Genomic DNA, 13,669 nt, shown 5'->3' with positions numbered 1-13,669 from the left:
CGATGCAGCTGCGGGCGGTCACAGCGGTGCCGGACGAGGCCGCCGCCTCCGGTGGCCGCGCGGAGGCGGCGGCGGGCCGCTCAGGGGCGGACGGCGCTGCGCTCGGGCAGCGGCCGGCGCCGGGCGAGCGGGCGGTCCGCCGCGCCTCCCCGGCCCCGGCCCAAGGAGTCCAGGACCGTGGTCGCCGCGCGCCTGGTCGGCGAAGTCTTCATCACCCTCGGTCTGGTGATGCTGCCTCTTCGTCTCGTACCAGCTGTGGTGGACCAATGTGCAGGCAGACGCCTCCGCCGACGGCACCCGCAGTCAGCTGGAGCGGCAGTGGAGCCAGGCGGTCCGGCAGCCCGCCCCGACGGCGTCCGGCAAGCCCGTCGCGGCCTTCGAGCCGGGCAAGGGCTTCGCCATCCTGTACATCCCGAAGCTTGACCTGAAGTACCCGATCGCCGAGGGCACCCAGAAGCAGCAGGTGCTCGACAAGGGGCTGGTCGGGCACTACACGGGGACGGCGATGCCCGCCGACAGGACGGGGAACTTCGCGATCGCCGCGCACCGTACGACGCACGGCCAGCCGTTCCGCAAGATCGGGCAGCTGGTGCCCGGGGACAAGATCGTGGTGGAGACCGCGACGGCGTACTACACCTATGAGGTCGCGGGCGGCATTCCGGAGACCGCCGCCGTCCAACGTGACGGTGATTCAACCGGTCCCCAAGGGGTCACCGTTCACCCAGCCGGGTCGTTACATCACGTTGACGACATGCACACCCGAGTTCAGTGCCCGGGGACGGCTGATCGTCTTTGGCAAGATGGTCGATGAACGGCCGAGGAGTCAGGGGCAGCCCGCTGCGCTGACCGGCACCTAGGCCTCAGGCACCATCGCACCGGCGTGCAAGAGGCGAGGCGGCGTGCAGAACGAGCAGGACGGGCCTTCGGACCGAGAGCGTCGGCGGCATCGCCGGCGCCCGCGCGGCCGGGCGGCGGTGGTGCTCGGGGCGGTCGGCGAGCTCTTCATCACGGTGGGGCTGGTGCTGGCGCTCTTCGTCGGGTACTCGCTGTGGTGGACCGACCTGGTCGCGGACGGCAGGGCAGGGCGGGAGGCCGAGCGGCTGCGCGGCAGTTGGTCGGCCCCGGCGGCGCCTGCGGCATCCGCCGCGGCGTCCGCGCCCGCGGCGCCGCCGCCGGTCTACGCGGCCGGGGACGGGGTCGGCTTTCTGCACGTGCCCGCCATGGGGCGCGACTACCAGGTGCTGATCCGGATGGGCACCGGCCCGGAGGTGCTGAACGAGGGCGTGGCCGGGGTCTACCAGGAGCCGTACCGCTCGGCGATGCCCTGGGACGGGACCGGCAACTTCGCCCTGGCGGCCCACCGGGACGGCCACGGCGCCAAGTTCCACGACCTCGACCAGGTGGGGCCCGGCGACGCGGTCGTGGTGGAGACCAGGGACAGCTGGTACGTCTACCGGGTCGACGGCACGCTGCCGCAGACCTCCCAGTACGACACGGGCGTGATCGCGCCCGTCCCGGCCGGGTCGCCCTACGACAAGCCGGGGCGGTACATCACGCTGACCACCTGCACGCCGGTCTACACCTCGCGCTACCGGATGGCGGTCTGGGGGAGTCTGGTCCGGGTGGACGCGGTCGACGCCCGCCGGACGCCGCCGCCGGAGCTGCGCTGAGGGCTGCCCTGGAAGGTGCGGCGGTACGCGGCGGGGGAGACCCCGAGGGCGGCGGCCAGGTGCTGGCGCAGCGAGGAGCCGCTGCCGAAGCCGGACCGCTCGGCGACCTGGTCGACCGGCAGGTCGCTGGACTCCAGCAGTCGGCGGGCGAGCTCCACCCGCTGGGCGGTGAGCCACCGGCCGGGGGTCTGCCCGGTCTCGGCGAGGAAGCGGCGGCTGAAGGTCCGTACGCTCATCCCGGCCCTGGCGGCCAGCTCGGCGAGCGGGATGGGGCGGTGGAGCTGCTGCAGGGCCCAGTCCCGGGTGGCGGCGGTGTCCGCCTCTGCGGGGGCGGGGACGGGCCGCCGGATGTACTGGGCCTGGCCACCCTCGCGCCACGGCGGGACGACGCAGCGGCGGGCGACGCCGTTGGCGACCTCGCTGCCGTGGTCGCGGCGGACCAGGTGGAGGCAGAGGTCGACGCCGGCCGCCGCGCCGGCCGAGGTGAGGATGTCGCCGTCGTCGACGAAGAGCACGTCGGGGTCGAGGCGGACGTCCGGGAAGAGCCGGCCGAACTGCTCGGTGTAGTACCAGTGCGTGGTCGCGGTACGGCCCTTGAGCAGGCCGGCGGCGGCCAGCACGAAGGACGCGGTGCAGATCGACACCAGCCGGGCACCGGGACGGACGGAGGCCAGGGCCCGGGCCACCGGTTCGGGGATTTCGCCGGTGCGCAGGACGGGGCTGTCGTGGTGGCTGGGCGGGATGATCAGGGTGTCCGCGTCGGCGATGACGCTCGCGTCGTGGTCGACCGCGAGGGTGAAGTCGGCGTCGGTGCGGACCGGCCGGCCGTCCAGGCTGCAGGTGACGGTCTCGTAGAGGGGCTTGCCGTCCAGGCTGTAGGCGTTACCGAACAGCCGGTGCGGGATGCCGAGTTCGAAGGGGATGACACCGGGCAGGGCGAGGACGACGACACGATGCATGGCCGGATCCTCTCACTCCTTGTCCATCCGGCCACTCGTCGGGGCGGGCTTCCGGCGCGAGGCTGAAGATCCCTTCGAGAGGAGCTGGTGATGAGCGGGACGAGTGGCACGAGCGGGACGGTTCAGCGGATGCGGGCGGTCAGCCAGGACGAGTTCGGAGGCCCCGAGGTGCTGCGGGTGGTCGAGCGCGACCGGCCGCAGCCGGGGCCGACGGAGATCCTGGTACGGGTGCACGCGGCCGGGGTCAACCCGACGGACTGGAAGACCCGGTCCTGGGGCGGGGTGGCCACGGGCCGGGAACTGCCCTTCGTGCTCGGCTACGACGTCTCGGGCGTGGTGGAGGCAGTCGGCTTCGGGGTGACGCTCTTTCAGCCCGGCGACGAGGTGTTCGGGATGGCGGGGTTCCCGAGGCTGCTGGGCGCGTACGCGGAGTTCATCGCCGCCCCGGCCCGCCACTTCGTCCACAAGCCCGCCGGGATCGACCATGTGCAGGCGGCGGCCCTGCCGCTGGTCTCACTGACGGCCTGGCAGGCCTTCGTGGACCGGGCGGAGCTGCGGCCGGGCCAGCGGGTGCTGATCCACGCGGCGGCGGGCGGGGTCGGGCACGTCGCGGTGCAGATCGCCAAGTCGCTCGGCGCGTACGTGATCGCCACGGCGAGTGCGGGCAAGCACGAGTTCGTCCGGGGGCTCGGCGCGGACGAGGTGATCGACTACACGGCGGCTGCCTTCGAGACGGTGGTCGCCGAGGTGGACATGGTGCTGGACACCGTCGGGGAGGACTACAGCGAGCGCTCGCTCACGGTCCTGCGGGACGGCGGCACCCTGGTCTCGTTGACGCACCCGAAGGACGACGCGCTGGTCCCCGTGGCGGCCGAGCGCGGCATCCGGGCCGGCTTCATGCTGGTCGAACCGGACCGGCGGGCGCTGTTGGCGGTGGCCGAGTTGGTCGAGTCGGGGCAGCTGCGGGCCGAGGTGGCCGCCGTACTGCCGCTGGCGGAGGCGGCGAAGGCGCACGAGCTCGGCGAAACCGGGCGTACGGTGGGGAAGTTGGTGCTGCGGGTCGCCGAGGAGTCCTGACCGCTGGGGAAGTCTCTGCTCTCTGCACAGGCTGTGGACAAGCCGGGAGCGGTGGGCGCGGGGAGGGCGTTGCACGCCGGGTCGGTGATCCCGTGCGCTCGACCGGGAAGGTGACGCGTCAGCGCCAAGGTCGTTTGCCAGGTCAGCACAGGTGGGTGGGCCAGGGTCTTCCTGGTGCCTGACGACGGGCGAGGCGAACGATGAACCACGAAGCCGTACTTCTGGAGTCCCGGACCATGCGCGGCACCCTGGTGGGCCGTACGGAGGCCCTCGACAAGGTCAAGGCGCTGCGGCTGCTGCCGGACGGGGTGCATGTGACGACCCGGATGGTGGCCGACTACTTCGGCGTCCACGAGGAGGCGGTGAACAGCGTCGTCCGGCGCCACCGCGAGGAGCTGCGCGAGAGCGGGATGGCCCTTCTCAAGGGCGCTGACCTGCAGGATTTTCTAGTGGTCAACATGACCACTAGAAAATCCTGCAGGTCAGCGCCCTTGAGAAGGGCCATCCCGCTCTCGCGCAGCTCCTCGCGGTGGCGCCGGACGACGCTGTTCACCGCCTCCTCGTGGACGCCGAAGTAGTCGGCCACCATCCGGGTCGTCACATGCACCCCGTCCGGCAGCAGCCGCAGCGCCTTGACCTTGTCGAGGGCCTCCGTACGGCCCACCAGGGTGCCGCGCATGGTCCGGGACTCCAGAAGTACGGCTTCGTGGTTCATCGTTCGCCTCGCCCGTCGTCAGGCACCAGGAAGACCCTGGCCCACCCACCTGTGCTGACCTGGCAAACGACCTTGGCGCTGACGCGTCACCTTCCCGGTCGAGCGCACGGGATCACCGACCCGGCGTGCAACGCCCTCCCCGCGCCCACCGCTCCCGGCTTGTCCACAGCCTGTGCAGAGAGCAGAGACTTCCCCAGCGGTCAGGACTCCTCGGCGACCCGCAGCACCAACTTCCCCACCGTACGCCCGGTTTCGCCGAGCTCGTGCGCCTTCGCCGCCTCCGCCAGCGGCAGTACGGCGGCCACCTCGGCCCGCAGCTGCCCCGACTCGACCAACTCGGCCACCGCCAACAGCGCCCGCCGGTCCGGTTCGACCAGCATGAAGCCGGCCCGGATGCCGCGCTCGGCCGCCACGGGGACCAGCGCGTCGTCCTTCGGGTGCGTCAACGAGACCAGGGTGCCGCCGTCCCGCAGGACCGTGAGCGAGCGCTCGCTGTAGTCCTCCCCGACGGTGTCCAGCACCATGTCCACCTCGGCGACCACCGTCTCGAAGGCAGCCGCCGTGTAGTCGATCACCTCGTCCGCGCCGAGCCCCCGGACGAACTCGTGCTTGCCCGCACTCGCCGTGGCGATCACGTACGCGCCGAGCGACTTGGCGATCTGCACCGCGACGTGCCCGACCCCGCCCGCCGCCGCGTGGATCAGCACCCGCTGGCCCGGCCGCAGCTCCGCCCGGTCCACGAAGGCCTGCCAGGCCGTCAGTGAGACCAGCGGCAGGGCCGCCGCCTGCACATGGTCGATCCCGGCGGGCTTGTGGACGAAGTGGCGGGCCGGGGCGGCGATGAACTCCGCGTACGCGCCCAGCAGCCTCGGGAAACCCCGCCATCCCGAACACCTCGTCGCCGGGCTGAAAGAGCGTCACCCCGAAGCCGACTGCCTCCACCACGCCCGAGACGTCGTAGCCGAGCACGAAGGGCAGTTCCCGGCCCGTGGCCACCCCGCCCCAGGACCGGGTCTTCCAGTCCGTCGGGTTGACCCCGGCCGCGTGCACCCGTACCAGGATCTCCGTCGGCCCCGGCTGCGGCCGGTCGCGCTCGACCACCCGCAGCACCTCGGGGCCTCCGAACTCGTCCTGGCTGACCGCCCGCATCCGCTGAACCGTCCCGCTCGTGCCACTCGTCCCGCTCATCACCAGCTCCTCTCGAAGGGATCTTCAGCCTCGCGCCGGAAGCCCGCCCCGACGAGTGGCCGGATGGACAAGGAGTGAGAGGATCCGGCCATGCATCGTGTCGTCGTCCTCGCCCTGCCCGGTGTCATCCCCTTCGAACTCGGCATCCCGCACCGGCTGTTCGGTAACGCCTACAGCCTGGACGGCAAGCCCCTCTACGAGACCGTCACCTGCAGCCTGGACGGCCGGCCGGTCCGCACCGACGCCGACTTCACCCTCGCGGTCGACCACGACGCGAGCGTCATCGCCGACGCGGACACCCTGATCATCCCGCCCAGCCACCACGACAGCCCCGTCCTGCGCACCGGCGAAATCCCCGAACCGGTGGCCCGGGCCCTGGCCTCCGTCCGTCCCGGTGCCCGGCTGGTGTCGATCTGCACCGCGTCCTTCGTGCTGGCCGCCGCCGGCCTGCTCAAGGGCCGTACCGCGACCACGCACTGGTACTACACCGAGCAGTTCGGCCGGCTCTTCCCGGACGTCCGCCTCGACCCCGACGTGCTCTTCGTCGACGACGGCGACATCCTCACCTCGGCCGGCGCGGCGGCCGGCGTCGACCTCTGCCTCCACCTGGTCCGCCGCGACCACGGCAGCGAGGTCGCCAACGGCGTCGCCCGCCGCTGCGTCGTCCCGCCGTGGCGCGAGGGTGGCCAGGCCCAGTACATCCGGCGGCCCGTCCCCGCCCCCGCAGAGGCGGACACCGCCGCCACCCGGGACTGGGCCCTGCAGCAGCTCCACCGCCCCATCCCGCTCGCCGAGCTGGCCGCCAGGGCCGGGATGAGCGTACGGACCTTCAGCCGCCGCTTCCTCGCCGAGACCGGGCAGACCCCCGGCCGGTGGCTCACCGCCCAGCGGGTGGAGCTCGCCCGCCGACTGCTGGAGTCCAGCGACCTGCCGGTCGACCAGGTCGCCGAGCGGTCCGGCTTCGGCAGCGGCTCCTCGCTGCGCCAGCACCTGGCCGCCGCCCTCGGGGTCTCCCCCGCCGCGTACCGCCGCACCTTCCAGGGCAGCCCTCAGCGCAGCTCCGGCGGCGGCGTCCGGCGGGCGTCGACCGCGTCCACCCGGACCAGACTCCCCCAGACCGCCATCCGGTAGCGCGAGGTGTAGACCGGCGTGCAGGTGGTCAGCGTGATGTACCGCCCCGGCTTGTCGTAGGGCGACCCGGCCGGGACGGGCGCGATCACGCCCGTGTCGTACTGGGAGGTCTGCGGCAGCGTGCCGTCGACCCGGTAGACGTACCAGCTGTCCCTGGTCTCCACCACGACCGCGTCGCCGGGCCCCACCTGGTCGAGGTCGTGGAACTTGGCGCCGTGGCCGTCCCGGTGGGCCGCCAGGGCGAAGTTGCCGGTCCCGTCCCAGGGCATCGCCGAGCGGTACGGCTCCTGGTAGACCCCGGCCACGCCCTCGTTCAGCACCTCCGGGCCGGTGCCCATCCGGATCAGCACCTGGTAGTCGCGCCCCATGGCGGGCACGTGCAGAAAGCCGACCCCGTCCCCGGCCGCGTAGACCGGCGGCGGCGCCGCGGGCGCGGACGCCGCGGCGGATGCCGCAGGCGCCGCCGGGGCCGACCAACTGCCGCGCAGCCGCTCGGCCTCCCGCCCTGCCCTGCCGTCCGCGACCAGGTCGGTCCACCACAGCGAGTACCCGACGAAGAGCGCCAGCACCAGCCCCACCGTGATGAAGAGCTCGCCGACCGCCCCGAGCACCACCGCCGCCCGGCCGCGCGGGCGCCGGCGATGCCGCCGACGCTCTCGGTCCGAAGGCCCGTCCTGCTCGTTCTGCACGCCGCCTCGCCTCTTGCACGCCGGTGCGATGGTGCCTGAGGCCTAGGTGCCGGTCAGCGCAGCGGGCTGCCCCTGACTCCTCGGCCGTTCATCGACCATCTTGCCAAAGACGATCAGCCGTCCCCGGGCACTGAACTCGGGTGTGCATGTCGTCAACGTGATGTAACGACCCGGCTGGGTGAACGGTGACCCCTTGGGGACCGGTTGAATCACCGTCACGTTGGACGGCGGCGTCTCCGGAATGCCGCCCGCGACCTCATAGGTGTAGTACGCCGTCGCGGTCTCCACCACGATCTTGTCCCCGGGCACCAGCTGCCCGATCTTGCGGAACGGCTGGCCGTGCGTCGTACGGTGCGCGGCGATCGCGAAGTTCCCCGTCCTGTCGGCGGGCATCGCCGTCCCCGTGTAGTGCCCGACCAGCCCCTTGTCGAGCACCTGCTGCTTCTGGGTGCCCTCGGCGATCGGGTACTTCAGGTCAAGCTTCGGGATGTACAGGATGGCGAAGCCCTTGCCCGGCTCGAAGGCCGCGACGGGCTTGCCGGACGCCGTCGGGGCGGGCTGCCGGACCGCCTGGCTCCACTGCCGCTCCAGCTGACTGCGGGTGCCGTCGGCGGAGGCGTCTGCCTGCACATTGGTCCACCACAGCTGGTACGAGACGAAGAGCAGCATCACCAGACCGAGGGTGATGAAGACTTCGCCGACCAGGCGCGCGGCGACCACGGTCCTGGACTCCTTGGGCCGGGGCCGGGGAGGCGCGGCGGACCGCCCGCTCGCCCGGCGCCGGCCGCTGCCCGAGCGCAGCGCCGTCCGCCCCTGAGCGGCCCGCCGCCGCTCCGCGCGGCCACCGGAGGCGGCGGCCTCGTCCGGCACCGCTGTGACCGCCCGCAGCTGCATCGTCTGCTCGCTCGCGAGCCAGGGATGCTCCTGGGCCGGCTCGTACACGCCCCAGTCGCCCGGTTCGGCTCCCGCCTGCGCGCCCCCCTCCGGGCGAACCGCCGTCATCCCGTCAGCCCCGGCCGATCACCGGAGCGAGCCCGGCCGAGCGGCCCACCGCCTCCGGGAAGCCGCACTCCGCCAGCCAGTTGGCGAGCATCCGGTGCCCGCCCTCGGTCAGCACCGACTCCGGGTGGAACTGCACGCCCTCGACCAGCAGCTCACGGTGCCTCAGGCCCATGATCACGCCGCTCTCGGTCCGGGCCGTCACCACCAGGCCGTCCGGCACGGTGCCGGGCTCGACGGCGAGCGAGTGGTACCGCGTCGCCGTGAGCGGCGAGGGCAGGCCGTCGAACACGCCGCCGTCCTCGTGCGTCACCGACGAGGTCTTGCCGTGCAGCAGCTCGGGCGCCCGGTCGACCACCGCGCCGTACGCCACCGCGATCGACTGCAGGCCGAGGCAGACGCCGAACAGCGGCAGGCCGATGCCCGCGCAGTGGTGCACCATCTCGATGCAGACGCCCGCCTCCTCCGGCGCGCCGGGCCCGGGGGAGAGCAGCACCCCGTCGAACCCGGTGTCGCCGTCGCGGCGCACCGCGTGCTCGACGGTCACCTCGTCGTTGCGCACCACCTCGCAGGTGGCGCCCAGCTGGTAGAGGTACTGGACGAGGTTGAAGACGAAACTGTCGTAGTTGTCGACGACGAGGATCCTGGGCGAGCTGCCGGCGGAGGTCATACGCGCGCTACTCCTGAAGGTGCTGGGCTGGCAGATGGGGCGGGTGGACCGGCTCAGCCGGCGCCGCCTTCGTCCACCGTGACGTCACCGAAGGGCAGCAGCGGTTCCGCCCACGGGAAGACGTACTGGAACAGGACGTAGACCACCCCGAGAACGAGCAGCAGCGCGAGGATCGCCCGGACGAGCGCGTTCCCCGGCAGATGCCGCCAGATCCAGCCGTACATGGTGCTCCTCGAGGTTTCAGGTCGGAGTCAAGACTAGACCGCGCCGCGCGCCCGGCAGGCGACAATCACGGCTCCGCCCGCGCGCTACTCCCCGGTGGCGTACCGCAGGTCGACCGTGCCCGAGTACCCCGGCACCGTCATGTCGGCGTTCTCCTGCACCTTCCAGCCCAGCCCGTACGCCGCGACGTACTGCAGGTAGTTGGCGATCGTCGGGTCGGCGTCCACCGCCGCCCGCAGCCTGTCCGTCTTCCCCACCGCCCTGATCACGTACGGCGGCGAGTAGACCCGGCCCTGCAGCAGCAGGGTGTTGCCGACGCAGCGGACGGCGCTGGTTGAGATCAGCCGCTGGTCCATCACCTGGATACCCTCGGCGCCGCCCCGCCACAGCGCGTTCACCACGGCCTGGATGTCCTGCTGGTGGATCACCAGGTCGTTGACGCCGGGCTCGGGGATGCCGGGCAGGCGCGCGGTGGCCCCGGGGGGCGCGTCGTTGAGTGTGACGATCAGCCCGGGCCCCTTCAGCGCCGTCAGGCCGGCCTGCTGCTGGAGCGCTCTGAGCTGGGCGACGTCGGACGGGCTCTGCCCCTGCTGCTTGGCCAGCTCGTCGGCCCGGGCCTGCAGCTCGCCCAACTGCTGCTGGGCCTGTTGGTTCTGGGTGCTCCGCTGGCGTATCACGTCGCTGAGCCGGAGCAGCGAGTTGTCGGTGCGCAGGGAGGTGCCGCGGGCGGTCTCCGCGCTGATGTAGAAGAGCAGTCCGGCCAGTGCGAAGACGGCGCAGGTCAGGGCACGTCCGACAATTCGGGTGCCGCGGCCGCGCTCGGCGCCGGGGCGTTTGGGAATCGTGGAATTCGGCACCGTACCCTTATCTCCTTAAGACCCGGCGAGCCACTACGCTAACGGACGCCGGTGGCATGTGCGGAGCGCCCTGTCCGGTACGCCCGCAGGTTCGCCTGCGGAAGTGCCGACCGATCGCCCCGTACGGACCGGTCCCCACCGCCGCCCGCCCCCCGCTGCACCCTGCGCGGTCACAGCGCATCGACAGGAGATCCCCTCGTGCCGAAGTCTCGACTCCGCAAGAAGTCCGACTACACCCCGCCGCCGGCGTCGACGACCGCGGTGAAGATCAGCTCCGGTCGCACCTGGGTGGCACCCCTGATGCTGGCGCTGTTCCTGATCGGGTTGGTGTGGATCGTCACCTACTACGTGACGAGCGGCAGCTGGCCGGTCAGCAGCTGGGGCAACTGGAACATCCTGGCCGGTTTCGGCTTCATCGCGGCAGGGTTCGGCGTCTCCACCCAGTGGAAGTAAGCCCCCTCTGAGCTGCTCCTGAGCACCGCTCCGGTCCGGTGGCCGAAGCGGTGCTCGGGCATGCCCGGGGTCGGCTCCAGCCGGGCCCGTAGCGTCGGACCGTATGTTTATCCACACAGTTATCCACACTGGGGAAAAGTCCGCCCAGCCTGTGGATAACTTGTTCGTCGGCCGCTGTGCGACCACTCACCCGGTTGCGCGAGAACCACAGCTGGACGCGCGTAGAGGCACCCTTCGCCGACCGCCCGCCCCATCAGCTGTGCACACCCCTGCGCACGCTGTGGACAACGGCGCGCCCGGCATGCCGGGGCGCCTCGGCTCACACCCCGAGGCGCGCGGTCTCCACAGCCACGATCACCAGGACCAGGACCAGCATTCCGGCCACCGTCAACGTCTGCACCACGTTCCGGTGCGCCCGGGGGGCGTACATCATCCCCACTCCGGTGACGGCCCCGGCCACCAGCCCGCCGACGTGCGCGCGCCAGTCGATGAGCGGCACCGAGAAGCTGATCACCAGGTTGAAGACCAGCAGCGCGACCACCGGACCGAGCGGCAGACGGTTCGCGCGGAACAGCACCGCGGTCGCCCCGAGCAGCCCGAAGATCGCCCCCGAGGCGCCCACCGAGTACAGATTGCCGCCGGTGACCAGATAGGCGAGGGCATTGCCGGCCAGCCCGGACACCGCGTACAGCGCCACGAAGCGCAGCCGGCCCAGGACCCGCTCCAGCTGCGGCCCCAGCACCCACAGCGAGATCATGTTCATGATCACGTGCAGCGGCCCGTTGTGGACGAAGACCGCCGTCACCAGCCGGTACCACTCGTCCGGGCCGGTGGCCACGCCCGCCGGGGCGTAACTGGCGTTCCCGGTGAAGCTGTACATGCCGAGCAGCAGCCGCCACTCCGGGTGGACGTACTGGGTGAGCACGAAGACCACCAGGTTGATCCCGATCAGGATCTTGGTGACCAGCGCGTCGTCCCCGGCCGGCTGCCCGCCGAACCGCGTCGTCGCCCGCCGGACCTCCTGGTTGCCGCCGCGCACGCACTCCGGGCAGTGGAAGCCCACCGAGGCGTTCACCATGCACTCCGGACAGATCGGCCGCCCGCAGCGGGCGCAGGCGATACCCGTCTCCCGCTCGGGGTGCCGGTAGCAGCCGGGCAGGCCGCCGTGGCCGCCGTTGCCGCCGTCGGGCTGCGATCGGGCCGGCTCGTCGGGAAGCATCCGGGGGTCCCTCCTCATGACTGATCCCGGCGGCGCCACCGCGTACGGGGCGCCGCCGGGACCGCCAAGGCTACTGCGAGGCCGTCAGCCGCGCTTGATCTCCACGGACTCGATCACGACGTCGTTGACCGGGCGGTCGCCGCGGCCGGTCTGGACGGCGGAGATCTCCGACACGATCTTCTGGCTGGCCGGGTCGAGGACCTCACCGAAGATGGTGTGCTTGTTGGTCAGCCAGGCGGTCGGCGTGACCGTGATGAAGAACTGCGAGCCGTTGGTGCCCGGGCCGGCGTTGGCCATGGCCAGCAGGAACGGACGGTCGAACGCGAGGTCCGGGTGGAACTCGTCGGCGAACTTGTAACCCGGGCCGCCGGTGCCGGTGCCCAGCGGGTCACCGCCCTGGATCATGAAGTCGCTGATCACACGGTGGAACACGGTGCCGTCGTAGAGCGGCTTGTTGGACTTCTCACCGGTACGGGGGTGCGTCCACTCGCGGGTGCCCTCGGCCAGCTCCACGAAGTTCGCCACCGTCTTCGGGGCGTGGTTCGGGAAGAGCTTGATGACGATGTCGCCGCGGTTGGTCTTCAGGGTGGCGAACAGTTCCTCGGCCACGGGGTGCCTTCCTATCTACCTATGTCACTGACGCCACAAATCATCCCACGACCCGTCCGCGGGCGGGCAGCGCGCCGTGGCGCGTGCCCCGGGACCCCGCAGACGGCCCAACCCGGCGCGCCAAGGAACAAATAGGCATGCATGATCTCGAATCAGGTGGAAATGTGCATACAGGACGCCACCGAGGAGGAGAATCTCGTGACCCGTTTGGACTCAGCTCGTGAAACGGCCGGCAGGACCAGGGACACTCTCGCGCCCTATGCCACCACCGCCAAGGAGACCGCACAGCACTACGCGGACGAGGCCAAGCAGCGGCTCGGCCCCACGCTGGAGGCGCTCGGCCCCAAGGTCGGCGCGGCGAGCGCCCACGCCAGGACCGGCGCTGCCCAGGCGGCCCAGACCGCCAGGCTCCAGTACGTCAAGCACGTGGCGCCGCAGCTCGAACACGCCTTCTCCGCGCTGCCCCCGCACACCCAGGAGACCACGCTCAAGGCCGTCCACCGGGCGCAGGAGGCCGCGCTGGCCGCCAAGCACTCCGCGGCCAAGGCCGCCGAACAGGCGAGGACGGCCGCCGATCAGGCCAGGAGCACCGTCGTCCCCAAGGTCACGGTCGCCGTCGAGGGAGCCCGGTCGACGATCGCGCCCGTCGCCCAGGAGGCCCAGCTGCGCGGCGCCGCGGCCCTGACCGCGCTGCACGGCCACGTCAGCGCCGACGAGATCAGCCAACTCGCCGCCAAGAACATCAAGAGGGAGCAGCGCAACCACTGGGCCACCGGCCTCGCCGTGGCGGGCACCATCGCGGTCGGCACCGGCGTCATCGCCTGGCAGTGGTGGCGCAAGCAGTGCAGCCCCGAGTGGCTGGTCGAGCCCCCCGCCTCCCAGAGCCCGTCGAACAACGACCGCAAGCCCGAGGGCGAGCCCCGCCCCGGCGGCTCCCACGCCTCGAGCGCGGCGGGCGGCGACACGCTCCTCAACGGCTCGGTCCCCCGCGAGCAGCAGGGCGACAACCCGGGCGGCAACCCGGGCGGAAACCCGGGCAGCAACCCGGGCGGCCACGCATCCGGCTCCACCCCCAAGCCCAACCCCGCGCCCGGCAAGCCCGCCCCGGACGACCGCCCCAAGCCCCACGACCCGCGCAAGCCGCACTGACGACCGCAGCGCACGAGAACGACGGACGCCCCGGACCGATCGGTCCGGGGCGTCCGTGCACG

The 13,669-nt window shown here is 72.0% G+C and carries 14 protein-coding genes and 3 pseudogenes; 7 read left to right on the top strand and 10 right to left on the bottom strand.

What is annotated here, in order from left to right:
* Nucleotides 1–80: 80 nt before the first annotated feature.
* Complete coding sequence (locus tag FB465_RS37535) at nucleotides 81–212, bottom strand: hypothetical protein (RefSeq protein WP_281292397.1); 132 nt, start codon at nucleotides 210–212, stop codon at nucleotides 81–83.
* Here FB465_RS37535 and FB465_RS18285 point away from each other — a divergent pair.
* Together FB465_RS18285 and FB465_RS18280 are read left to right on the top strand one after the other, a co-directional pair.
* Nucleotides 169–857 (top strand): annotated as a pseudogene (locus FB465_RS18285) (class E sortase); the annotation flags it as partial. The gene FB465_RS37535 and the pseudogene FB465_RS18285 sit on opposite strands and share 44 nt — an antisense overlap.
* 42 nt (nucleotides 858–899) lie before the next feature.
* Entirely contained in the window at nucleotides 900–1,670 is a 771-nt protein-coding gene (locus FB465_RS18280) for a class E sortase (protein ID WP_145792003.1), read from the top strand.
* Here FB465_RS18280 and FB465_RS18275 read toward each other — a convergent pair.
* Entirely contained in the window at nucleotides 1,589–2,629 is a 1,041-nt protein-coding gene (locus FB465_RS18275) for a GlxA family transcriptional regulator (protein WP_145792004.1), read from the bottom strand. The two genes, FB465_RS18280 and FB465_RS18275, sit on opposite strands and share 82 nt — an antisense overlap.
* A 90-nt stretch (nucleotides 2,630–2,719) precedes the next feature.
* Here FB465_RS18275 and FB465_RS18270 point away from each other — a divergent pair, with 90 nt between their 5' ends.
* Complete coding sequence (locus FB465_RS18270; RefSeq protein ID WP_246192711.1) at nucleotides 2,720–3,706, top strand: NADP-dependent oxidoreductase; 987 nt, start codon at nucleotides 2,720–2,722, stop codon at nucleotides 3,704–3,706.
* A 200-nt stretch (nucleotides 3,707–3,906) separates the two neighbouring features.
* Nucleotides 3,907–4,284 carry a hypothetical protein gene (locus FB465_RS18265; protein WP_145792006.1) on the top strand — a complete coding sequence of 126 codons (378 nt, stop codon included), beginning with the start codon at nucleotides 3,907–3,909 and terminating at the stop codon, nucleotides 4,282–4,284.
* A gap of 337 nt (nucleotides 4,285–4,621) precedes the next feature.
* On the opposite strand, the pseudogene FB465_RS18260 reads toward FB465_RS18265, so the two are convergent.
* Nucleotides 4,622–5,609: pseudogene (locus FB465_RS18260) on the bottom strand (NADP-dependent oxidoreductase).
* Nucleotides 5,610–5,699: 90 nt separating this feature from the next.
* Between FB465_RS18260 and FB465_RS18255 the strand changes: the two are divergent.
* Nucleotides 5,700–6,740: a GlxA family transcriptional regulator gene (locus tag FB465_RS18255; RefSeq protein ID WP_145792004.1), complete on the top strand. Its 1,041-nt coding sequence runs from the start codon at nucleotides 5,700–5,702 to the stop codon at nucleotides 6,738–6,740.
* On the opposite strand, the gene FB465_RS18250 is transcribed toward FB465_RS18255, so the two are convergent.
* From FB465_RS18250 to FB465_RS18235, 5 genes and pseudogenes are all read right to left on the bottom strand, one after another.
* Nucleotides 6,659–7,429, bottom strand: a complete 771-nt coding sequence (locus tag FB465_RS18250) for a class E sortase (protein ID WP_145792003.1) — start codon at nucleotides 7,427–7,429, stop codon at nucleotides 6,659–6,661. The genes FB465_RS18255 and FB465_RS18250 overlap by 82 nt on opposite strands.
* A 42-nt stretch (nucleotides 7,430–7,471) precedes the next feature.
* A pseudogene (locus FB465_RS18245) lies at nucleotides 7,472–8,158 on the bottom strand (class E sortase); the annotation flags it as partial.
* A gap of 277 nt (nucleotides 8,159–8,435) precedes the next feature.
* Complete coding sequence (locus FB465_RS18240; protein WP_145791999.1) at nucleotides 8,436–9,098, bottom strand: aminodeoxychorismate/anthranilate synthase component II; 663 nt, start codon at nucleotides 9,096–9,098, stop codon at nucleotides 8,436–8,438.
* 53 nt (nucleotides 9,099–9,151) lie between these two features.
* Nucleotides 9,152–9,322, bottom strand: coding sequence for a hypothetical protein (locus tag FB465_RS35870; RefSeq protein ID WP_170290628.1), 171 nt, complete (start codon nucleotides 9,320–9,322; stop codon nucleotides 9,152–9,154).
* A gap of 84 nt (nucleotides 9,323–9,406) precedes the next feature.
* On the bottom strand, nucleotides 9,407–10,177 hold the full coding sequence (locus tag FB465_RS18235; protein ID WP_425461187.1) for a DUF881 domain-containing protein: 771 nt from the start codon (nucleotides 10,175–10,177) through the stop codon (nucleotides 9,407–9,409).
* 198 nt (nucleotides 10,178–10,375) lie between these two features.
* On the opposite strand from FB465_RS18235, the gene crgA reads away from it, so the two are divergent.
* Nucleotides 10,376–10,630 (top strand): cell division protein CrgA, encoded by a 255-nt coding sequence (gene crgA / locus FB465_RS18230; RefSeq protein WP_145791998.1) that lies wholly within the window; start codon nucleotides 10,376–10,378, stop codon nucleotides 10,628–10,630.
* 319 nt (nucleotides 10,631–10,949) lie between these two features.
* Here crgA and FB465_RS18225 read toward each other — a convergent pair whose 3' ends face one another.
* Entirely contained in the window at nucleotides 10,950–11,849 is a 900-nt protein-coding gene (locus FB465_RS18225) for a rhomboid family intramembrane serine protease (RefSeq protein ID WP_145791996.1), read from the bottom strand.
* An 84-nt stretch (nucleotides 11,850–11,933) separates the two neighbouring features.
* Nucleotides 11,934–12,458 (bottom strand): peptidylprolyl isomerase, encoded by a 525-nt coding sequence (locus FB465_RS18220; protein WP_145791994.1) that lies wholly within the window; start codon nucleotides 12,456–12,458, stop codon nucleotides 11,934–11,936.
* A 198-nt stretch (nucleotides 12,459–12,656) separates the two neighbouring features.
* Here FB465_RS18220 and FB465_RS18215 point away from each other — a divergent pair, with 198 nt between their 5' ends.
* Complete coding sequence (locus tag FB465_RS18215) at nucleotides 12,657–13,607, top strand: DUF5324 family protein (RefSeq protein WP_145791992.1); 951 nt, start codon at nucleotides 12,657–12,659, stop codon at nucleotides 13,605–13,607.
* The last annotated feature ends 62 nt before the right edge of the window (nucleotides 13,608–13,669 follow it).

The sequence above is a fragment of the Kitasatospora atroaurantiaca genome, assembly GCF_007828955.1.
GTDB classification, from domain to species: domain Bacteria; phylum Actinomycetota; class Actinomycetes; order Streptomycetales; family Streptomycetaceae; genus Kitasatospora; species Kitasatospora atroaurantiaca.
This window is presented reverse-complemented; position numbering and strand designations above follow the sequence as displayed.

Bases quoted from the DNA above. Each gene is read 5' to 3' on its own strand.
- FB465_RS37535 (WP_281292397.1), bottom strand. From the start codon at position 212: ATGAAGACTTCGCCGACCAGGCGCGCGGCGACCACGGTCCTGGACTCC.
- FB465_RS18275 (WP_145792004.1), bottom strand. From the start codon at position 2,629: ATGCATCGTGTCGTCGTCCTCGCCCTGCCCGGTGTCATCCCCTTCGAA.
- FB465_RS18270 (WP_246192711.1), top strand. From the start codon at position 2,720: ATGAGCGGGACGAGTGGCACGAGCGGGACGGTTCAGCGGATGCGGGCG.
- FB465_RS18265 (WP_145792006.1), top strand. From the start codon at position 3,907: ATGAACCACGAAGCCGTACTTCTGGAGTCCCGGACCATGCGCGGCACC.
- FB465_RS18255 (WP_145792004.1), top strand. From the start codon at position 5,700: ATGCATCGTGTCGTCGTCCTCGCCCTGCCCGGTGTCATCCCCTTCGAA.
- FB465_RS18240 (WP_145791999.1), bottom strand. From the start codon at position 9,098: ATGACCTCCGCCGGCAGCTCGCCCAGGATCCTCGTCGTCGACAACTAC.
- FB465_RS35870 (WP_170290628.1), bottom strand. From the start codon at position 9,322: ATGTACGGCTGGATCTGGCGGCATCTGCCGGGGAACGCGCTCGTCCGG.
- FB465_RS18225 (WP_145791996.1), bottom strand. From the start codon at position 11,849: ATGCTTCCCGACGAGCCGGCCCGATCGCAGCCCGACGGCGGCAACGGC.